Origin of the sequence: Roseinatronobacter monicus, assembly GCF_006716865.1 — a bacterium.
Lineage (GTDB): Bacteria > Pseudomonadota > Alphaproteobacteria > Rhodobacterales > Rhodobacteraceae > Roseinatronobacter > Roseinatronobacter monicus.
This window is the reverse complement of the sequence record NZ_VFPT01000002.1, coordinates 223,578-244,353: the sequence shown is the minus strand read 5'-3', so window position 1 is coordinate 244,353 and position 20,776 is coordinate 223,578. Positions and strand designations below refer to the sequence as shown.

Genomic DNA, 20,776 nt, shown 5'->3' with positions numbered 1-20,776 from the left:
GCTGGCGATATGATGCTTCTCGACACGCTGGGTGCATTCACTCAACCCCAGGATTGGGAAGCGCGGCAACGCCCGATTGTGTGGGCTTCCAACGCCTACTTAATGGAGCAGACAGGCTTTTCTCTTTCTGCGCTTAAACGTCACGCGCGGCGACTTGCGGAGATCGGCGTGATCTCCTTCAAGGACAGTCCCAACGGTAAGCGCTGGGGGCGCAGGAATTCAGATGGTGTGATCATCGAGGCCTATGGCTTCGATCTTTCGCCGCTTTCAGCACGAGTTGAGGAATTTGAGGAACTGCACGTCGCATTGCAAGCAGAGCGTGAGATGTGCCAGCGCTTCAAGCGTCAAATCACGGTCGCGCGCAGGATGATCCGAGCCCGCATCGAGTCGGCCGTCAGCGGCACTCTCAGTGGCCCCTGGACACAATTCACAAGCCTTCTGGAAGACCTTTTGAGCAAGCTACCTCGTCGTAATGACGGCTCAGAACAGCTCGAACGACTATTGACCTGGTTCAAGCAGCTCCAAGAGCGCGTAGACGCCGCATATCTCAAAGCCACATCGACCATGGACGTTGTGGAAAACTCGCCTGAAACCATCGAACCACTGCCCATGGAAGATCAAGAAATGAACCCCAGGGTGTCCGTTTTCGAACCTCATATACTAACTACAAATCAACTTAATCCTGTAAACCGTAATTCCTCTGAGAAAGAGGAAGTCTCCGCGGTGGCGCAAAATGCCTTGCCGGAAGACCAAGTTGACATCGAGCTGGAAGAGTGGGTGGCGCAGGTACGCAAAAAGCGCGCAGCCTTGGATATACCCACCGTCATGCAAGCTTGTCCTGAATTTGCATCATGGGCCCACAACATGGGTGGGTTCCTCAAGGACTGGGGCGATCTTCATCGCGTCGCAGGTCAGCTTAGGCCAATGATTGGTGTTTCAGAACATGCCTGGAACGAGGCGCAAGAACAGCTTGGAAAACAGGTTGCAACAGCGGCGTTGGCCCTTGTGTTCGAGAAACACTGTTCTGGTGAGGTAACATCACCTGGCGGGTATCTACGCGGCATGGTCGAGAAGGCCGGGGCAGGGGAGTTGCATCTCGAACGCAGCTTCTACGGTCGATTGACAGGGCAGGCCGCGTAGTGCTTCTCGATTATCGCAAAAGCTCCGCGCTGGAAGGTATAAAGGATTGAAAGAGATACACTTTATAGGTCTTCCGGTCATGGGTGGCGATCATGTGGAGAGTGAAAGGGTTGTTGGTTTGAGGGTGACGGGAAGTGAGATCGGGAGAGTGGCTTCCGACGCCCGTTGTGGAGATGATCTGATGGCGAAACCTGCCTCTAAAATTACCCTGTCCGCATCCAAGGACATCCCTTTCGACAAGCTCATGCTGAGCCAGTCCAATGTGCGGCGCATCAAGGCCGGTGTGTCTGTCGAGGAACTGGCCGAGGATATCGCGCGGCGCGGGCTGTTACAGGGCTTGAGCGTGCGAGCGGTGCTGAATGAGGATGGCACCGAGACCGGCATGTATGAAATTCCTGCAGGCGGCCGGCGGTTTCAAGAACTGGCTTTACTGGTGAAGCAGAAGCGCCTGGCCAAGACTGCGCCCTTTCCCTACTTCCTGCGTGAAAAGGGTCAGTGCGATGATGGCGGGTGGCCTGAAAATAACGCGCTGCTCGATCTGCTTGTCGTGGATCGTCTGCCGCGCAAGGCAGAGGCGATTACTTCCAAGGGCTGGAAGTGTATCGAGGTCACGCGCGCAGGGGCCCTTGTGACCCTTGACCGTTCGGGGCAGCTCTCGGTTTACCGCGGTTATGTCCGGCTAGTAGATGAGCCGCTCGCGGAGACCGCAGTTAAGGATGGCAGCGAAACTGGCGTTGCGCAGACGGGGCAGGGGGGTGATATCGAGCTTTCGGCTTTGGACCACGATGCTAGTGCCCATGTCGGGACCATCATCAAATCCGGCGGGCAGCTGCTCGGGGCTGGTGTGCCGGGGGACGTCGATTATGGTACTTTTGAACCTCTGCCAGAGCGGCTGGTTCAGGAATTGACCGCGCATCGTAGCTTGGCCCGGCGCGAGGCCCTTGGCCGGCCTCCCGATGCTAAGCCGTCGCTGATCGTCACGCCGCCAGCGAGGTCGACACATGTCTTAGCCGTGTGCTCAACGCTTGTATTCTGGTCGCCGTGCGCGAAACGAAAGGGCAGGGGGCTTGGCTGTGTCGCGGATAAACAGCACAGCAAACGGCTCAGCGGCTTCTGGAAACGAATGAACCAGCCCGGAACGCATGCCGGCAGACTGACGTGTAGCATATCTCAGCCTTCATGACTGATAGTAGGGCAGGGCGCGTGGGCGATATGGATATATACGATTTCGTATACCACATATGGTGCCAGCACTTATAAAAGACACAATATCATTGAAAACTGCGCGATTTTTTGCCATAAATCAACCACATTAATTTGGGGAGCTCTGTCATGTCTACTACCAAAACGCTGGACCGGCCGCAGGCTCTTACGGCAACCGAGAAGCAGCTCATTTTCGCGCGCAAATTGGCCCTGAAAAATCAGGTTATCCTGCCTTGGGTGGTCCAGCAGGATCGACGCGCGCTGAGCCAGTGGATTGATGCGCAGTCACGAATGATGCCCGTAGCATCCGATTACCCCACATCGAAACAGGTCTCATTCGCCGAACGGCTCGCGCGGGCCAAGCGGCGGTCCGTTCCCGATGAATGCTTCCGCAGCCGCGAATTGATGTCGCGCTGGATTGATTCCAATCGGTTTTGAAACTGCGCGAGAGGGCAGGGGGGGGGGCGTGCCCGCAGCCAACCTGCGATGAACTCATGGTGCTGTTGCGCGGATGGATGGCATCCTGTTGACCTTGCCGATAGGATGCCATCTCAAAGTTGATTTTGAGCGGCCAAAATGTCCAATAAAACTCTGAACACAGACAATCTCGAAAAACTGGGACCGGAAATACTCGCCGCGCTGGTGATGGATCTGGTGCAGGGCTCTGCCGCCTTGCAGCGCAGAGCACGTATGGAGCTGGTTGCTGCGCAGGGGCCCAAAGATATGGCCGTCGATTTGCGCAAGCGCTTTGCGTCACTACGGCGCTCCACCAGCTACCTAGACTGGCGCAAGCAACGCGAGCTGGTCAAGGATTTGCATGGCCTGCTGGGCTTGATTCACGTATATGTCATGCAGGATGATGCGCAAGAGGCCTTCGAGCTGTTGTGGGATTTCCTGCAACTCGCCCCGACGATCCATGAGCATAGTGATGACAGCAATGGCGCGATCGGAGATGTGTTTCATCATGCAGTCTACTTAATAGGGAAGGCGGCTCCACAGATCACGATCAACCCGAAAACTCTTGCCGAGCGGATTCTGGAGGCTGTATCAAACGCGGGATATGCCGAATTCGACGGGATCATCCCGGCGACGGCAGAGGCGCTTGGTGAAGAAGGGCTGGAGCACCTCAAGAAAATCACAAACACTTGGGCAGATACGCCGCCGACGCCAGGGGAGATGGACGAGTATAAACGTTTTGGACTGTCCTCAACGCCCGCTGAGGCTGTCCGGCGCGCCAGGCAGTCCACCTGCTCCATCATTCTGGCACATATAGCTGATGCCCAGGGAGATGTAGACGCCTACATGGCGCGCTATTCGCCTGAACAGCTGACCTATCGCACCATTGCGTCAGATGTGGCGCGCAGGCTGATTGCGGCAGAGCGCGTGCAAGAGGCCTACGCCATTGTCTGCGGCGCGATGGCGCGCGAGGCCGAAAGCTCGTTTGCTATGTTCGATTCCGACCTTCATCGGGTCTTTGAGGACTGTCTTGAAAAGTTGGGAAAACGCGATGACCTGAAGGCGCATCTGTGGTCAAGTTTCGAGCAGACTTTGAGCGCGAGGGCGTTGCGCAAATACCTTAAGCTGCTTCCGGATTTCGACGATATCGAGGCCGAAGAGCAGGCACTTGATCTTGTCGCGGCGCATCCGCGTATCTGCGCGGCGCTTGGGTTCATGATCGACTGGTCCGCGTTGGACCGCGCCGCGAAACTGGTATTGCTGCGCACCGATGAGCTGGATGGCAATAACTATATGACGCTGACCCGTGCGGCGGATGCATTGGATGCCGGGTATCCGCTGGCCGCAACCTTGCTGCGCCGGGCTATGATAGAAGATACGCTGGGCGGGGCCAAATCCAAGCGGTATGGTCATGCTGCCCGCCATCTTGCGCAATGTCAGGCGTCTGATTTGGCAATCGATGATTATGCTGACCAAAAGCCTCACAGCAGGTTTTTAGATATCCTGCGCCAAAAGCACGGGCGCAAATATGGGTTCTGGGGGCTCGTGGACGGATAACGTCCTCAATGCTGCACGCTTTTTTAGCTGGAGAGGACCAAGCACGCCAAGGCCGGCTGATGTGACCGCAACGCGTGTGCTGATATGTTTGCTCGCCCTGTCGGCCTTCAGGAAAATCCTATCACGGTCAGAAAGTTAGGCACCCTCGTCATAATGTTCCTGACGATACTATAGCCGCTCCTGCCCGCACCGTACACCTTATACCAATCAGCATTGATCAGAACTCTTGAGCCCAGTCGCGGGTTCCAATGGAGGTGATTGTGTCGGGCATGCTGACCAATTTGTTCCAAGCCTTGCAGCAATGATCTACGATGTCTTCATAGGTTTCGAAGATGAGGTTTGATAGCCAGTTGTCTCGCATGAATTGCCAGATGTTTTCGACTGGATTGAGTTCTGGGCATTTTGCGGGGATCGGGATGATGGTGATGTTGTCCGGAATGACCAGCTTGTCAGTCATGTGCCATGCGGCTTGATCCACGAGCACAGCCCCATGTGCTTTGGGTGCGACAGTTTGGGAGATTTCAGCAAGATGCAGGGCCATCGCTTCGGTATTGCACGCTGGCAGCACAAGACCTGCAGCTTTCCCGAGGGCTGGGCAAATCGCTCCAAAGATGTAGCTTGAACTCGTGCGCTGATCATGTGGGGCGGAAGGTCGCGTACCGCGCTTCGCCCATCGGCGCGTGATCTTGTTTTTCTGGCCGACACGCGCTTCATCTTGGAACCAGACTTCGATCACAGTGCCTTGCAGGAGCCGTGCGCGGAGCTTTGCTACTGCGGCTGCAAACCCTTTTTTTTAAAGTCCTCCAGTGCGGCTGTATCTTGCGCGTGATGGCGCGGGCGTGCTGTGAGTTTGACATAACCAAGCGCCCTGAGTTCCCGGCTTATCGACGTCTCGTGAAGTGAAATCCCAAATGTGTCTGCAATCCATTTCCTCAGATCACTCAGGCGCCAGCGGACGACCCCATGGACCGATAAGGTCGGACCGCTCTCAACAATTGCAGCAAGCGCCCTGCGCTGCTCATCGTTAAGCTTAGACTGCTGACCAGGAGCTTTGCCGTTGATCAAGCCGTCAGGCCCGCGGGCATTAAACCGCTCCACCCAGTCACGGACAATTTGTAGGCCAACACCACCAATCCGAGCAGCATCGCTGCGCCGACCGCCATCATAGATCTCCGCCAGCGCCAAAAGCCTGCGGGCTTGGTTGGCATCCTTTGTCTTTCGCGCAAGTTCTCTCAACTTCATGCCGTCGTAGTCTGTCCGTAACGCGAGCGCTGCGCCCATAGAGAGGCCCTCCCCAGAAAATCTGACGCCATTGAGTCAGATCTTCATAGATTTGGGAATCCCAAAACCCTCAGAAGAGTCAGATTTCGCGAGACTTGGTATTACTGGGCTATCAACATGGTAGAAGCGGGCTCGTCCACCTGATATATTGGTCCAACGCCCGCTAGATCATGAACTGGATCATGAAATGTTTGACACCACTGCCCAGCTTGAGGTGTTCCCGACCGACCTGCAGATGCGTCGGATAGATGTTGCGCGCAATATGCGCCGCTTCTATCGGATGAGCGTCCAGCCTGACTTGTTCGGTGGAGCCAGCCTTGTGCGCGAATGGGGCCGGATCGGATTTCGCGGGCAGATGATGACCAAGCCCTATGCAGATGAAGGGCAGGCTGTGACTGCACTTATGAAGCTCGCATGCGTGAAAAAGCGGCGGGGATATGCGTGAGCTGCGCATGCCGACACAACCTGACGCTCAGCTAAGAAACAATTATGACGCTCGATACCGACAAAATAGATGATGCGGCCCTCGCGATCCTCAGCCTCACGCTGCATAATGGCGATCGGGTCTGGAAAGGCGTCGCTTGGAACATAACTGACAGGCTTTTCGAGAAGGGCCTGATTTATGATCCGAAAAACAAGACGAAATCACTTTCCCTGACACCTGAAGGCATCGCGCATGCGCGGGCAGTTCTCGCGCGCGAGTTTAGCAAGGGGGAGTGACAGTCTGCGTTGAGCACGTCATTGGTCGTGTGGCTTTTCGGAAGTTCCCGCCGCGATAGGCCGCCTCTGATAGGCAGCAATCAAGAGCGACCATTCTACCGGGCGCTGCATCGCGCACAGATATTTCGCAGCTGATGCAAGACTGTCGCAGAGGCGAAAAGTGATACCAATCAGCATTGATCAGAACTCTTGAGCCCAGTCGCGGGTTCCAATGGAGGTGATTGTGTCGGGCATGCTGACCAATTTGTTCCAAGCCTTGCAGCAATGATCTACGATGTCTTCATAGGTTTCGAAGATGAGGTTTGATAGCCAGTTGTCTCGCATGAATTGCCAGATGTTTTCGACTGGATTGAGTTCTGGGCATTTTGCGGGGATCGGGATGATGGTGATGTTGTCCGGAATGACCAGCTTGTCAGTCATGTGCCATGCGGCTTGATCCACGAGCACAGCCCCATGTGCTTTGGGTGCGACAGTTTGGGAGATTTCAGCAAGATGCAGGGCCATCGCTTCGGTATTGCACGCTGGCAGCACAAGACCTGCAGCTTTCCCGAGGGCTGGGCAAATCGCTCCAAAGATGTAGCTTGAACTCGTGCGCTGATCATGTGGGGCGGAAGGTCGCGTACCGCGCTTCGCCCATCGGCGCGTGATCTTGTTTTTCTGGCCGACACGCGCTTCATCTTGGAACCAGACTTCGATCACAGTGCCTTGCAGGAGCCGTGCGCGGAGCTTTGCTACTGCGGCTGCAAACCCTTTTTTTTAAAGTCCTCCAGTGCGGCTGTATCTTGCGCGTGATGGCGCGGGCGTGCTGTGAGTTTGACATAACCAAGCGCCCTGAGTTCCCGGCTTATCGACGTCTCGTGAAGTGAAATCCCAAATGTGTCTGCAATCCATTTCCTCAGATCACTCAGGCGCCAGCGGACGACCCCATGGACCGATAAGGTCGGACCGCTCTCAACAATTGCAGCAAGCGCCCTGCGCTGCTCATCGTTAAGCTTAGACTGCTGACCAGGAGCTTTGCCGTTGATCAAGCCGTCAGGCCCGCGGGCATTAAACCGCTCCACCCAGTCACGGACAATTTGTAGGCCAACACCACCAATCCGAGCAGCATCGCTGCGCCGACCGCCATCATAGATCTCCGCCAGCGCCAAAAGCCTGCGGGCTTGGTTGGCATCCTTTGTCTTTCGCGCAAGTTCTCTCAACTTCATGCCGTCGTAGTCTGTCCGTAACGCGAGCGCTGCGCCCATAGAGAGGCCCTCCCCAGAAAATCTGACGCCATTGAGTCAGATCTTCATAGATTTGGGAATCCCAAAACCCTCAGAAGAGTCAGATTTCGCGAGACTTGGTATGACTTACGAATTTACCTCATTTTATATAGTATTTCACGAAAGCGGCCGATCTCCATGCCATTCTCGAGCGGCGGCAGTCGGCCCAAAGCCGCCGGTCAGCGTCGGTGGCACGCTGCAGTTCTGCGTCACCAAACCGGCCAATCGTGCATCGCGCAGCATTTTTTGCTATTGAACGTTGCTGATGCGGACCTTGCGGACGGTCATTAGGTTGCACGACAACAGTCAGGATTGAATGGCCAAGCAAGCTGTGCCCAGTATTTCGTGGCCGGAGGAAAACTACGGCTGGCAGAGAAAAGCCCGATCTTGGACGGTTCACTAAACCCAGCCGGACGCAGGTAGGTGCTGAAAATTTGATCCCAGAGCACCAGTGCACGGCCAAGGTTCTTCGTACCTTCAGCTGGTTTTGCCGAATGATGCCAGCGATGCAGGTCGTTGGTGTTGAACAGCAGGTTCAACCGCCCGAAATCGAAGGCGATATTCGAGTGCTGCAGCAGCAAGACGGGCAAAGTCAAAGCTGTATAGACAAGAATTGCCTCGGCAGCGATGCCGAACCAAAGTAGCGGCAGGATCATCGCCAAGTGGTTCAACACATGATTGAATGGGTGGAAACGGAAGTTGTTGAGCGTATATAGCTGCTCCGTGCTGTGATGCATCGCATGGAGCGCCCAAAGCGGCTTGTATCGATGATGTGCCCAATGGCTTGCCCATGCCGCAAACTCGATCCACAAAAATACCAGCAGTATCTGCTGCCAGAGAGGCAACCCCAGTGTGTCTGGTATCGGCGCTAGTGCCAGAACCGCAAAGGGCGTGAGCCACTTGAGCGCCCCATCCAGTATCAGGAATATCAAGACAAAGCTGCCGATGTCTCCAGCAATTTCCTCGCGTGGAATATCGGATGAGGCGGAATCATGCGGCCACACACGCTCGAGCATGAGCGAAAGTGCGATCAGGCCAAGTGCCGCACCTGCCATGAGAGCTTCGCGCGCAGGATGTGTCCAAAAGATAGTCAGCAAGGCAGCCATCCCAATAATCAGGCCGACAAGAATGGATTGCGAAAGAAGACGGCTCATTGATTAGGGTCCTTATAGATGGGGCGCGCTTCGAGTTCGGCTGAACAGCATAGTAGTGATAACTGCGCTGCGGCTTCCGAAAGAGCGCCGAGATCGAGCTTTAGTATTGTTTTGCGCCCTTGAGCTTCGCGCGCCAGAACGCCAGCGATCTGCATTTCGTCAAGATGATGTTTAAGCGTAGACGGCGATACGCCCAGCTCAGTTGAAAGGTCACCAAATTTCCGTCCGGTGCGACAGTGTTTCAGAAGGCACCGAAGGACAGCAATCCGGGTCGGATGGGCGAAGGCTGCGAAAAGACCAGCAAGTTCGGAGTCGTTTTTCATACGCTTAAACTAGTTTATTAGTTTATATGCTGTCAACTGGTCTCGACTGTCCGCTCAGGGCTCGTTTCGACATTGGCAAGCCCCGCAAGCGGGGCCGGTCTGCTGAGGCTTCGCCCTGAATTCTGACCCTGCTGGCTTCCTGTGCCAATACGGCTTGGTCTGTCTCATCCTGAGCCAGGCCAACCCATTTGTCACATGGTCGCCGTCACGATCCGCTTTCAGCCCTCTGGGGTCTGCATCCCTCTTGCAAGGCGCGCGCGGCCGGCAATCTGATCTGTCGCCGAGTGCTGACCGCAACAGCCGCGGCTCATCACCCGATTTTCATGTCCTCTGCGGCTTTGCCCGCGTCCAGCGCCTCCACAAACCACAGCGGTTTGCGCCCCCGGCCGGACCAGGTGAGCGCCGGGTTCTCAGGGTGGCGGTATTTCGCCGGGGCGGGCGCACGCTTGGGTTTTGCATCCTCGCCCATGAGTTCGGCCAGCGAATAGCCCAGGTCTTTGGCGAAGGCTTCCACCTTGGCGCGGGCCTCTGCCTTTTGCCGGTCCTCATAGGTGGAAATCGACTTGGCGATGTCCTTGTGCAATTTGCGCAGTTCCGTGAGCGACAGCGCCTCGAGATCGAAATCAGCCATGCGATGCTTTCCGTGTCCTGAATGATCCCGCAAGATAGCCTCTATCGACAGGGCTCCGCAACTCCCTGACGACTGGGGCGCGGGTGGCGGTTGGGCATGATCGGTTTCGACAGCCAGTGCAGGGCCGGGCTTGGGTTCTGACAGGCCATGTGTGCCGGATGACAGGGTCTGGCATGGGCTCCCCGCGCATCTCTGTCTCCTGGGCCATCCCTTCGACTGACAATCCCCTAATCCCGTTCGGGCTCCTGCGCGCAACCCCGCGTCAGCCCGGGCCGTGTTGCCCCTTCGGGGCTGCCCGCGCCACCCCGGTCCTCTGGAGGTTTCCGGCGTCCGTTCCGTCCACCGTGCACGCGTCACCCGACGGGCTTTTTCAGGGTCTTGTCGAAGGGACGGTCCCGAAGACAGGACACAGAAGGAAGCTACCCATGCAAAACATCGTCATCCTCGCTGGCAACATTGGCCAAAAACCCGAAACCCGCACCACTCAGGGCGGCACCAACATCACCAACTTCAGCCTCGCCACCTCGCGCCCCCGCCTCTCGGAAGGTCGCGTCCTGCGCGACGAGAACGGTTACCGGGTCATGGACACGGAATGGCACCGCATCACCTGCTTCAACGGTCTCGGCAAGACGGTCGCGGAGCATTGCGAAAAGGGCATGAAGGTTCTCGTCCACGGCCGCATCCACTACACGAAATGGACCGACGCTGCAGGCAACGACCGCTACGGCTGCGAGATCATCGCCGAGAAGGTCGATTTCCTCAGCCGCCCGAAATCGGCCGAGAGTGAAAACCCCGAGCTGGTCGACAAAGACGACGAGATCCCGTTCTGAAAGGAACGGGGTCTCCCCCTCGGGCCCGGCGGGAAAACCCGCCGGGTTCGGGCTGTTCGTGGAAGCGGACAGTCGCTGCAGCCGCAGCATGGAGCGATGTGACCGGCGGCTGTTGGCAGAAAGCGGAGTTTGCAAAGTCGCATGTCATCGTCTGCGTTCTCGACCTGCTCGGCCCATAGCGGCCAGGCATTGTCGGCCGCACGCTGCGGCGCGGCTTCATCTAACCGGCCATTCGTGTGTGCCACAGCATTCCTGCTCGGAGCAGTTGCTTTCTCATCATCTCACTCAGAGCAAGTGTCTCTTGCATTTGGTTCGACAGCGCACTATATGGTGCGACATCGAATCAATGGAGCAAGCAATGAACCTGACACGGCGTAAGATGATTTTCCTTGTGGGCGGTGGGGCTGTTGTGGCTGCTGGGGGTGTCTTTGGATATGCGGCCACCCGCCGCCCGCAGACGGCCTTCCTGCCTTGGGAGCGGGCGGGCGGTTATGATGATCCGCGTATGCGGGCGCTGTCTTGGGCCTTGCTGGCGCCAAACCCGCATAATCGCCAACCTTGGCTGGCCGATCTGTCCGAAGAGGGCGTCATCACCCTGCACGCAGACCACGACCGGATGTTACCCCACACCGACCCGTTCAGCCGGCAAATCACCATCGGTCTAGGGTGTTTTCTGGAACTGCTGCGCATGGCTGCCGCCGAAGATGGGTATCGCACCTCAACCGCGCTTTTCCCGCAGGGCAGCAGTGCGTTGGGCCTTGATCAACGCCCCGTCGCCCGCATTGCCTTTGCCGCTGACCCTGCGGTCGAACGTGACCCGTTGTTCGCACATGTGCCACTGCGGCGGTCGAACAAGGAACCGTTTGACTTAAACCGCCCTGTCGTTACCGCGTTGCTGCCGGAACTGGGGGCGGTGGTGCGCAACGGCGCGCGGTTCGGTGGCACGGTAGACGCAACCGAAGTGACCGACTGGCGCGCTCTGACGCACGAAGCCCTGCGGATCGAGGTTGAAACGCCGCGTACTTACCAGGAAAGCGTTGATCTATTCCGCATCGGCCACATTGAGGTGGATGCAAACCCCGATGGAATTGACTTCACCGGCCCGCTGTTTGAATCCCTGCGCCTGACCGGGCAATTCACCCGTGAAGCGGCCTCGGACACAACGAATTTTGCCTATAAGTCGGGACTGGATGCGATTTTCGCCAATACCGATACCGCGATGGGGCATGTCTGGTTGGTGACTGATGACAACAGCCGTGAAACCCAGATTGCCACCGGGGCGGACTGGCTGCGCGTGAACCTTGCCGCAACGGCGCAGGGGCTTGGGTTTCAACCCCTTAGCCAAGCCTTGCAGGAATTCCCGGAAATGGCAGGGATTTACGCGCAAGTGCATGACCGTCTTGCACCAAGTGGCGGCACGGTTCAAATGCTGTCACGCATAGGCTATGGTCCAACCGTTGGCAAAAGCCCGCGTTGGCCACTGGAAAGCAGGATCATGAATGTCTGACACCGCGATGTTCGATTATTTCCGACTTTTCAACGAGATCGGAATTATCGAGCAATTGTCGCGAAATATGTTCGAAGCCCGGTTGCCGCCGGGCTTTGTGCTGGCGCAGTTTTCTGTGCTGAACCATCTGGTGCGGGTCGGTGACGGCCGCACCCCGCTTGCCATTGCCCAGGCGTTTCAGGTGCCGAAAACATCCATGACCCATTCGCTGGCCGTACTGGAACGCGCGGGCCTGATCGAGATCCGCAAGAACCCAAAGGATGGTCGGTCAAAACTGGTTTTCATCACCGATGCCGGGCGAAAGTTCCGTCAGGAAGCAATCGACTCTATAGCGCCAGACCTCACACGGGTTGCCGCCGCCCTTCCTCACGATCAAGTGGAGCGTTTGCTTCCTGATCTCGAAGTGTTGCGAAAATTCCTCGATCGCGACCGTGATGTGTCGGCATAGGCGTCGGCGATATGCTGATAGAGCGACGGCATTAAAATCTCCGCCGATAGCTTTATCCAACGCCCGGCGATGCAGCGCCCGGGTCTGACGCCGTCCGCCCATTTGCGAGTGACGTCGCGAACCGTGGCACTCGTCTGATGCTGGGGGAGCATTGCTACGGTCCCGTCCGGGAGCTCTCCGCCCCCTACGACCGCTCGGTCATGCCCGGCCCTTTGCTGCCGGTCGGGATGACTACTGCGCCGCGGTGCAGCTTTTCCCGAACCGGTCACTCGCGCATTGCGCAGCATCTTGTGCCCTGAATGTGGCTGATGCGGGAGTTGCAGTTCTTCACTGCACTAGTGTTCCGAGTCTGACACTTCCTACCTGTTTCCCCTGATTTCATCGAGGGCGTTGAGCGCGCGGCGTTCGCGGGTGAGGATATTATCGGCGGTTTTGGTCCACCTGAAGGGTTTCGGCCGCTCGTTATGGTGAGCCAGATACTCGTAGATCGCGGCCTCGAGGTCATTGACGCTGGAATAGCTACCCCGTCGGATGCGCCGTGTGGTGATCTCGGCGAAGAAGCGTTCCACGAGGTTCAGCCATGATGCGCTGGTGGGCGTGAAATGCAGTTTGAAGCGTGGGTGCTTGTCCAGCCACGCATTTACCTCGGGCGTCTTGTGGGTGGCGTAGTTATCGAGAACCAGATGCACATCGCGGCGCGCGGGCACGGCCTTGGCGATCTGGCGCAGAAATTTCAGGAACTCCTTGGCACGACGGCGGGGCATGCATTCGCCGATGACCTTGCCCGATTTCACATCGAGCGCGGCAAACAGCGTGGTCGTGCCATGGCGCTTGTAATCGTGGGTCATGGTCGCGGCGCGGCCCTTCTTGAGCGGCAGACCAGGCTGGGTCCGGTCGAGTGCCTGGATCTGGGATTTTTCATCGACACAAAGCACCACGGCGCGATCCGGCGGATCGAGGTAAAGCCCGACGATATCGGTGACCTTCTCCTCGAACAGCGGGTCGTTCGAGACCTTGAACCCCTTCACAATATGCGGCTTCAAGCCAGCTTCCGCCCAGATACGCCCCACGCTCGACGGCGAGATGCCCATGGCCTCGGCCATCAGCGCGCGGCTCCAATGCGTGGCATTGGGCGGGCTCTCCTGCACGGTCTTCGTGATGACCTTCAGCCTTGTTTCCATGGGCAGCGGCGGCACCCGCGACGGCCTTGTCTTGTCACGCTTCAGCCCCGGAACGCCCTCGTCGAGATACCGCTCCTGCCAGCGCCAGACCGTCGGCTTCGACATGCCCGTCCGCCGCATGATCTCAAAGGTGCCGTGACCGTCAGCCGTGCCTAACACGATCCCGGCCCGCCAGACCAGCTTGCGTGGGGTGTTGCGGTTGGTGATCAGGGCTTGAAGCTCTGCGCGGTCGGCGGGGCCAAGATAAAGGCAAATGTCGGAGCGTCTCATGCCCCAACTGTGACATATCCCGCCGCCATTGGGAATCTACTGTCAGGTGGCGAACACTAGCATCATGGAAGGGCAAGCGAAGTGTCCTGTCGCGCGCTTGATAGCTGGATACTTCAGTGATCAGCATCCCTACATCTTCGGGCTTGTTAACGCTATATGCTTCGCCCGCACTCTCACGTTTCAGAGCGGTTTTCTGCAAGTCGCTTTTTGATCAAGGAAATCATTCGCATATGAATCAATGTTTCGAAGATAATTGATCTGATTGTATAAAAACACGTCAGACAAAAAAACCAAGAAAACAATATCCACGCCTCATCACTTGCAGTACCAGAAACGCCCCGAATATAAAATAAAAATACAACTGGATAGGCCAGTAGTAGAGCGAATAGCTCAAACATGCTTGCATTGAACAAAGGTTTACATGGATTATTCTTATAATAATCTTCTTTTAAAACGTCTATGCCGTCCCACCTGTAGAGATAATCCTCTCCACTCATTTCATAAAAATGCTTCAAATTTCGTGTTAAGTAGAAATGCGCTACTTGCGCATTGGAGCGATAAGTTTTCCACAGTGACCAAAAGCAAACACACACAGTAAACATCTGAATCTTCCATGAACCAATCACAAAAAAAGCGAAGAATACAGCGTTTAACAAAGGGCCCGTGTGGAACATGTAAGTGCCAAATAGGGAGCGAAAGAAAGGGCTCTTCAGTAAGGCTAGAACAATAAGAAATATCGCGAAAGCAACATGTATCGCAATCAATGCGATAAACGCACATCTGTAAATATCAAAGCTTATCTCTGTTCCGCTATCATTAAATGGATTCGGCGCCATTAGAAGCGGCAGCGCGTTAAACAACAAGCCCCCTAAAGGAGCAACCGATGCATACTTGTCACCGTTACGCTCCAATTTAACAATCAATTTTCCCACACATTCACCTTCGCAACATATTATCAATTCTATTCAGAACTGCGCGCAACATGTCTATCTGAACAAGCCCCCATTTCGGATCACATCGGCCCAGCCGCTGTTCCATGTCTGCCCAACCTCGCGGCCCATCTCACGATAAGCATCAACCGTTCGGCTCAAGCTGTCTGCGAAACGGCCTGTTACAACTTGCGCACCTTGCGCGGCAGCATTCAGCCCCTCGCCCAGTGCAGACAAAACACTGTTGATTTTCTGATTAACCCTTTCTATGGCCTGCTGGATACCGCTTACCGCACCGAATTTATCAGCCAGGCCTGTAAGGAACTGGCTTGTAAACGCAGCGGCGCCAATGCTCGCGATTCCAGCGGCGACCGCTGTCAAGAGCGTTGCTTTAACTGCTATCGCGGCGGCTGCCAAAATAATCATCCCCACCACTGCCGCAATTGCGACAATGGCAAATCCGACCAACAAACGGATGACCAGATTTATCCAGTCCTCGCGCGAAGCCGGATCGGCATACCATTCCAGTGTCTCGATTGCCCCCACAATCACGAAGCCCAGATAAGGCACGCGGCTGGCGCGATCCGCCGCAGGGCTGGACAGTACATTGCGCGCGCCGGTCACAATATAGGCCAGAGACCGGCGGGTCATCATAGCCGCAGCCCCCATGATGAAACCCCGCACAGCAGCAGACTTGATGCGAAATGAGACCATCAGCGCCCCGATCGCATTGCGAAACACATGAATTGTCTCGCGCGCGGCATCAACAAAAGTCCCGATCGCGGCCCGTGCATTCTGCGTGCGCAAGAATTCAATAACGTTCGCAAAAAACGGCACCCCATCCGTTCCACGAAGAGAAAAATCCATCCCTGTCCTGTCGCGCAACGCGGCAAGGCCCGTCGCCTCATCAATCCGGTCCAGCCCTGCAAGAATGGTAAGCGTAATGCGGGCCAGCATCCCCTCATCTGCGGTCGATATATCATACTCGCCCTCAGAAACACCAAAGCTCTCGGATATCTGGATCATCAGCGTATCGTCAGGATCCGCCGCCGCCCCCGCGCCTTGATAGCCGTCAGGCACCTCACTGATCAGCATCCCCACATCTTCGGGCGTGTTGCGGTAAGGTTCGATATCCTCGAACACGGTGTAGGTATTGTCGCCGATTTTGCATTCCAGACGTCCGCGCGTTCCCGCCAATGTGTTTGACAGCTTATAGACCCGCCCATCTGGCAGGGGGCCTGTGCTGTTGCCGTTCACAATGCCTTCAACCGATGTGTTCAGGTTCGCGGCATTCAACCGAAACAGGTTTCCGCTATCACAGCGTTGCAAAGGGTCGTTACACGCACGTGCATTCATTGATTTTCTCCTTACTTGGCCAGCTTCTCATTGACGAGCTGAAGTGCTTTTTTGGTTCGGTCAATCTGGTGCTGCGGCCCTTTCAAAATCTTGCGCAGGTCTTCAAAATTCTCTGGTGGTTGTCCAATGATCAGACATAACTTGCAATAATTTTCAACTGCTTCTTCATCGTCCAATCCGAATGCAAGGGCATGATCGACGATAGGATGGAGCATACTTTGTCCTTGATCAGGATCGAGCTCGCCAAAGGGCTGGAATGACTGCCTCAGGCTGTCCGCCAAATTGCGCTTAAACTTCTTCAGCTGTATGGCCTGAAAATCTTGCAGTAAATGAGGCCATCCCCCGCGCTGCTTGTCAGGCAATGTTGACAGCGGCACTGGTGCTGAGAAAGCTTGAGCGCAACTGGCAAGCTGTGAGACGAGTATAAATGTTTGCGTCCCAATAAACTGTTGTACATAGGCTTTCGCGTCCTCGTGATGTTCCTTGAGGTATTCGCCCAAAGGCCCCCCTTCCCAGAACCTGAAATAAAACCACTTGCCGGTTTCATCCTGCACGCGGGTAAACTTCCGCAGGTGTTTGCGCAGAGCGTCAAACCCGGCGCGGGAGCGGATGAAGATGCCGAGTTCCTTCTCCCACAGCCCGCCGATGCCGTCTGGCCCGGTGAACAGGCGGCGGGTGAAGTCGTGGCCGTCCTTCAGTTCCACAAGGTAAGGCGCGTGCTCGCCCAGTTCTTCCTGCGCCTCGCCCTGAAACAGCGACTGATATCGTAGGCCGGAACTTTCCAGCAGGCTGGTCAGCAGATAGGGCATCTTGGTCGCGTCCAGAACGGCATAGGTTGCCAGCGGTGGAATGTCCTGACCAAACGCCTCGCGCTCAGCGTCGCTTGGCGCTGGCTGGCCGAACAGAGCGTCACGCAGCGCATCGGGGGCAGATTTCTTCGGATGCACCCCGAATTGCGCGTCGAGCGGTTCAACCGGCCCCAGGTCCTCAACCTGCAGCCAATTCTGGTCTGGCGCGGCACCGGCTTCGCCCAGGGCCGCTAGTGCCATCATCGGCCCCAATGCGACCCGCCGCCCCGCATGCACCGAACGTGCGAGTTCAGCCCCGCCCGCCGCAGGGTGGCGCGCGACCCAGGGGCCTGCAGGCAGCACATCTTCGGCCCAATCCAGCCGGTAGCCCTGCGCCGCCAGCGCCGCGCCAACCAGCGCCTCAAACTCCGGGCGGTCTGCACAAAGCGCGGCCGCCACCAGCCGCATCTGATCCTCGCCGCGCGAGGCATGGCAATGCCCTAGAAAAAGGGTCATGGCGCCACCTTGCCCGTTGGTGATCCTGATGTGATGACCCCGCCGCAGCTGGTCTTGCAGCCTTGGTAGGCAATGGGTTGGCCGCCATCGCTGGACTGGCTTGACCCCTCGATGATCACCCCACCACAGGCGCAAACATCGCCCAGACGCGCCACAGGGCGGCCGTCAACCTTGCCCGCGCCCCCTGCTGCAATGCTGTTCTTACCATGGATCGGGCAATCATGTACGTCACCAAGACGTGCAATCGGGCGCATGTCTTATCCTTTGTCCTTGGGGCATTCTTCGGCCAATGGCAGCGCGTCATTCGCTGCCAGCGACAAGGTCGGCACTTGCGCCGAACCGGACCCGCCCATGCTGACCGCCCCTTTCAGGTTGATCTGGGCCGCTTCCAGTGTAATGCCGGAGGCATCAATCGTGATCTTGCCGCCCGGGCCGGAAATCTCGAATTTCTCGAATGCCATCAGTTTGTGCTGGCCGGTATTGGTCGTGATCGATGCGCCGACTTCAAGCTTGTAATCACCATTCACCTGACCGTCGAAATGACGCCCAGCCTGGTATAGGTGATCGGCAAATATATCTTGTTTGTAGATATTGCCTACATTGTGGATATGGTCTTTGCCGTAATCCTCAATCTGGTTCTGGCCGACGCTATAGGTCACGTCATTTGCGATGCTGTGGCGCGCATCATTGCCAATAGTCTCGGTGTGGTCATGGCCCACGGAAATGGTCTTGTCATTGCCAATTGCCTCGGATTGGTCATTGCCCACGGATTTTGACCTGTCACGCCCGATAGAATGGCTTTCATCGTTCAGGATGATCGTATTGTGGTCCTTCTGCGCATGCAGGAACACTTCCTCCCGCCCGGCCTCATCCTCAAACCGCAGCTCGTTGAACCCTGTCCCCTTGTGGGTGTCGGACTTGATGGTCATGCGGGTCTTGTGTTCGGGCAGTTTGTAAGGAGGGCGGTTGCGGGCGTTGTAGGTACGGCCGGTGATGATGGGTTGGTCGGCATCCCCGTCGAAGAAATCCACGATGACTTCCTGGCCAATGCGCGGGATGGCCATATGGCCCCAGCCGCCTCCGCCCCAGTTCTGGCTGACGCGGATCCAGCAGCTGGAGTGCTCGTCGGCAGGTGTGTGGCGATTCCATTCGAATTGGACCTTCACGCGGCCAAAATTGTCACAATAAATCTCTTCTCCGGGGGGGCCGGTGACCACGGCCATTTGCGGCCCGTCCACCACCGGTTTGCGCGGCACTGCGGGGCGATAGGGCAGATGTCCGGGCTGGGTGACGAAGCTGGCGGAATAGGTCGTGGGCGCGTCGCCTGCATCTTCTTCCAGCGCGGCGGATTGCTGGCCCGAATGCGACACGGCCAGCAGCCGGTGGCGGCTATTGGCGCGCGGGTCAGTATGGGCGGCCAGCGTCATCTGGAAGGCTGCGTTCAAATGCAGGCAATTCGTCTCACCCGCGCCAGTGGTGGCATCGACCCGCTCAGCCTCGATCCGGTGGCGGGTGAAGCGGTTGCCCACGCTGGCGGGGTCTTTGTAGCGGCCGGGATAGGCGAAATGCTCGTAGCGCCCTTTCAGCCCGTCCAGCCGCTCGCCCACGGCCAGCGTGCCCATCCCGGCGGGGGGGTTGTGGAACGTGTAATCCTCCATCGCATAATGCGAGGCGCGCAGCCGCTCGGTCTGACTGAAGCGGCTGACCCAGACCCCGCGCGACTGCCCGCCGGGATTGGCATTATAGGCCAGCACCGGATCGGCGATCATCGGCATGGCCAGCGGCGCATCGGTCACGATCAGCTTATGGCCGTCGGGCGAATGGGCGAAGGCGTAGAAAATCCCTTCCTCGGCCAGAATGCGCTCCAGGAACGCGCGGTTGGTCTCGCCCGCCTGGGTCAGATATTCGCGCGGCAGATAGGTCTCATCCAGCCGCCAATCCACATCCGTGACGCCCTGTTCGGACAGCAATTGCGCGGCCACTTCGGGCACGGTCATATCCTGCCAGATGCGCCAATCCGAGCCATGATCGAGCCGCGACAGGCTCGGGCGCAGCACCAGCGTATAAAAGGTGCGCCGGTACCCGCTATCGCCGCGCATGGCATCTGTGACAATCCCGTGGAAATGACGCGGGGTCTGGTATTTGCTATACAATCCCAGACAGGCCGGCGCATCCAGCAGGGCTGCCAGATCGATATCAGGGTCCAATGAGGCCAGATCCACAACGATCTCGAAGGGCGTGTTGATCGCCTCTTGCACCGAGAACCCCACAACCGTGAACCGCCCCGCCGCCGCTTCAAACCCGAAGGCCAAATCCTGATCCTGATCCAGAAACCGCTGCGCAAGGCTGGATATCGTCTCGAATGCACCCATCTGAACTTTCCTCTAATCATAATTACACCCGCCGCTGTGGCCACTCCAAGAGCTTCAGGGGAGCGCCGCAAGGGTGGTTCCGGCCCCATCTGCGCCACATGCACAGACAGGGCCGGAGGAGTGTGCCCCGAACGGGGCGTTACGAGATCCGCTGACATGCCGGTCAAACTTGTAACGCTCACACGTCCTCCCCGATAGCAATCAAGGAGCGCCCTGCACAGCCTAAGCGTGGCCAAGTGCAAGATATTCTGCCCGAGCCGAAATAGTGGGTTGGTTCGGGCGGAAATGCCTGAGGCGGATCAAATGGTTGCTAATTACGCCTGGATCGGATTGCGCCAGTCATCAGAGCCGGATGTGCCCGCGACCACATGATCCCACATGATCTTGCGGTAGGTCATCTTGACCTGCACAAGCTGGGTGTAATCCTTGGAGGTCATGTCCTTGCAATGTGGCATGTCGCAATTGATATCGACGATCAAAGCCTCTTCCAGCGCGGTGGTGAAGAAATGCACCTGCTCGGATGCCTGGGTGCGGTACCATTTCAGCTCGACCTTGGTGAGCAATTCGCCGGTGACCAGCGCGTTGTACAAAAGCGGCACCGATTTGTTCAGCGTGCAAGTAAAGGTAAAGGGCTGGTGGATGCGGGTGCCCGTGGGTGAGCCCGACTGCGGGTCGCGCGGTGTGATCACCGCATGTGAGAACGCCTGCACCATGATCTCGTCTTCATGGCCTGCTTGCCATTCATTGGTGATGGAATCAAATGTGGTCGCCCCTTGGGTGATCAGGCCCTGGGTTTCGCCTTCAATGGTCAGATACGCCGGCATTGGCATGGGAAGTCTCCTTATAAACACG

20 protein-coding genes and 1 pseudogene are annotated in these 20,776 nt (G+C 57.1%); 9 read left to right on the top strand and 12 right to left on the bottom strand.

What is annotated here, in order from left to right; all coding sequences use genetic code 11:
- The 4 genes and pseudogenes from repC to BD293_RS19130 form a co-directional block, all read left to right on the top strand.
- Window positions 1-1,140 (top strand): plasmid replication protein RepC (gene repC, locus BD293_RS19145; protein ID WP_246086401.1); only part of this gene is annotated, 1,140 nt, incomplete at its 5' end.
- A gap of 181 nt (window positions 1,141-1,321) precedes the next feature.
- Window positions 1,322-1,627, top strand: a pseudogene (locus tag BD293_RS23630) (ParB/Srx family N-terminal domain-containing protein); the annotation flags it as partial.
- Window positions 1,628-2,472: 845 nt separating this feature from the next.
- Window positions 2,473-2,781: a hypothetical protein gene (locus BD293_RS19135; protein ID WP_142085047.1), complete on the top strand. Its 309-nt coding sequence runs from the start codon at window positions 2,473-2,475 to the stop codon at window positions 2,779-2,781.
- Between the two features lie 138 nt (window positions 2,782-2,919).
- Window positions 2,920-4,356, top strand: a complete 1,437-nt coding sequence (locus BD293_RS19130) for a DUF6880 family protein (RefSeq protein WP_142085045.1) — start codon at window positions 2,920-2,922, stop codon at window positions 4,354-4,356.
- Window positions 4,357-4,573: 217 nt separating this feature from the next.
- Here the strand turns inward: BD293_RS19130 and BD293_RS19125 are convergent.
- Window positions 4,574-5,637 (bottom strand): IS630 family transposase gene (locus BD293_RS19125; RefSeq protein WP_142079576.1). Its coding sequence is split into 2 segments (ribosomal slippage): window positions 4,574-5,149 and window positions 5,152-5,637, totalling 1,062 coding nucleotides; the frame shifts between segments, so codons are not numbered across the junction.
- Between the two features lie 187 nt (window positions 5,638-5,824).
- Here BD293_RS19125 and BD293_RS19120 point away from each other — a divergent pair.
- Together BD293_RS19120 and BD293_RS19115 are read left to right on the top strand one after the other, a co-directional pair.
- The gene (locus BD293_RS19120; RefSeq protein WP_142085044.1) at window positions 5,825-6,082 is read left to right on the top strand and encodes a WGR domain-containing protein; all 258 of its coding nucleotides are present in this window, start codon (window positions 5,825-5,827) and stop codon (window positions 6,080-6,082) included.
- A gap of 44 nt (window positions 6,083-6,126) precedes the next feature.
- Complete coding sequence (locus tag BD293_RS19115; RefSeq protein WP_142085042.1) at window positions 6,127-6,357, top strand: DUF6429 family protein; 231 nt, start codon at window positions 6,127-6,129, stop codon at window positions 6,355-6,357.
- A gap of 180 nt (window positions 6,358-6,537) precedes the next feature.
- Here the strand turns inward: BD293_RS19115 and BD293_RS19110 are convergent.
- The 4 genes from BD293_RS19110 to BD293_RS19095 form a co-directional block, all read right to left on the bottom strand.
- Window positions 6,538-7,601, bottom strand: a protein-coding gene (locus BD293_RS19110; protein ID WP_142079576.1) for an IS630 family transposase whose coding sequence is annotated in 2 segments (ribosomal slippage) — window positions 6,538-7,113 and window positions 7,116-7,601 — 1,062 coding nt in all. Because the reading frame shifts where the segments join, the coding sequence is not laid out codon by codon here.
- A 305-nt stretch (window positions 7,602-7,906) separates the two neighbouring features.
- Window positions 7,907-8,773, bottom strand: coding sequence for a sterol desaturase family protein (locus BD293_RS19105; protein WP_142085040.1), 867 nt, complete (start codon window positions 8,771-8,773; stop codon window positions 7,907-7,909).
- Window positions 8,770-9,096 (bottom strand): ArsR/SmtB family transcription factor, encoded by a 327-nt coding sequence (locus tag BD293_RS19100; protein WP_142085039.1) that lies wholly within the window; start codon window positions 9,094-9,096, stop codon window positions 8,770-8,772. Before BD293_RS19100 ends, BD293_RS19105 begins: the two co-directional genes overlap by 4 nt.
- A gap of 310 nt (window positions 9,097-9,406) precedes the next feature.
- On the bottom strand, window positions 9,407-9,727 hold the full coding sequence (locus BD293_RS19095; protein ID WP_142085037.1) for an H-NS histone family protein: 321 nt from the start codon (window positions 9,725-9,727) through the stop codon (window positions 9,407-9,409).
- 425 nt (window positions 9,728-10,152) lie between these two features.
- Between BD293_RS19095 and BD293_RS19090 the strand changes: the two genes are divergently transcribed.
- The 3 genes from BD293_RS19090 (at window position 10,153) to BD293_RS19080 (ending at window position 12,512) form a co-directional block, all read left to right on the top strand.
- Window positions 10,153-10,557 (top strand): single-stranded DNA-binding protein, encoded by a 405-nt coding sequence (locus tag BD293_RS19090; RefSeq protein WP_142085035.1) that lies wholly within the window; start codon window positions 10,153-10,155, stop codon window positions 10,555-10,557.
- A gap of 358 nt (window positions 10,558-10,915) precedes the next feature.
- A complete protein-coding gene (locus BD293_RS19085) occupies window positions 10,916-12,064 on the top strand; it encodes an Acg family FMN-binding oxidoreductase (protein ID WP_246086400.1) in 1,149 nt (382 codons plus the stop codon).
- Window positions 12,057-12,512 carry a MarR family winged helix-turn-helix transcriptional regulator gene (locus BD293_RS19080; RefSeq protein ID WP_142085034.1) on the top strand — a complete coding sequence of 152 codons (456 nt, stop codon included), beginning with the start codon at window positions 12,057-12,059 and terminating at the stop codon, window positions 12,510-12,512. The genes BD293_RS19085 and BD293_RS19080 overlap by 8 nt, the downstream gene beginning before the upstream one ends.
- Window positions 12,513-12,871: 359 nt before the next feature.
- On the opposite strand, the gene BD293_RS19075 is transcribed toward BD293_RS19080, so the two are convergent.
- The 7 genes from BD293_RS19075 to BD293_RS19045 form a co-directional block, all read right to left on the bottom strand.
- Window positions 12,872-13,963: an IS630 family transposase gene (locus tag BD293_RS19075; RefSeq protein WP_142085032.1), complete on the bottom strand. Its 1,092-nt coding sequence runs from the start codon at window positions 13,961-13,963 to the stop codon at window positions 12,872-12,874.
- A gap of 173 nt (window positions 13,964-14,136) precedes the next feature.
- The gene (locus BD293_RS19070) at window positions 14,137-14,895 is read right to left on the bottom strand and encodes a hypothetical protein (protein WP_142085030.1); all 759 of its coding nucleotides are present in this window, start codon (window positions 14,893-14,895) and stop codon (window positions 14,137-14,139) included.
- A gap of 54 nt (window positions 14,896-14,949) precedes the next feature.
- Complete coding sequence (locus BD293_RS19065; RefSeq protein WP_142085028.1) at window positions 14,950-16,248, bottom strand: hypothetical protein; 1,299 nt, start codon at window positions 16,246-16,248, stop codon at window positions 14,950-14,952.
- Window positions 16,249-16,259: 11 nt separating this feature from the next.
- On the bottom strand, window positions 16,260-17,300 hold the full coding sequence (locus BD293_RS19060; protein ID WP_170207230.1) for a DUF4123 domain-containing protein: 1,041 nt from the start codon (window positions 17,298-17,300) through the stop codon (window positions 16,260-16,262).
- A 248-nt stretch (window positions 17,301-17,548) separates the two neighbouring features.
- Entirely contained in the window at window positions 17,549-17,806 is a 258-nt protein-coding gene (locus BD293_RS19055; protein WP_142085024.1) for a PAAR domain-containing protein, read from the bottom strand.
- Window positions 17,807-17,809: 3 nt separating this feature from the next.
- Window positions 17,810-19,924 (bottom strand): type VI secretion system Vgr family protein, encoded by a 2,115-nt coding sequence (locus BD293_RS19050; protein ID WP_142085022.1) that lies wholly within the window; start codon window positions 19,922-19,924, stop codon window positions 17,810-17,812.
- 314 nt (window positions 19,925-20,238) lie between these two features.
- Complete coding sequence (locus BD293_RS19045; RefSeq protein WP_142079274.1) at window positions 20,239-20,754, bottom strand: Hcp family type VI secretion system effector; 516 nt, start codon at window positions 20,752-20,754, stop codon at window positions 20,239-20,241.
- Between the last annotated feature and the right edge of the window lie 22 nt (window positions 20,755-20,776).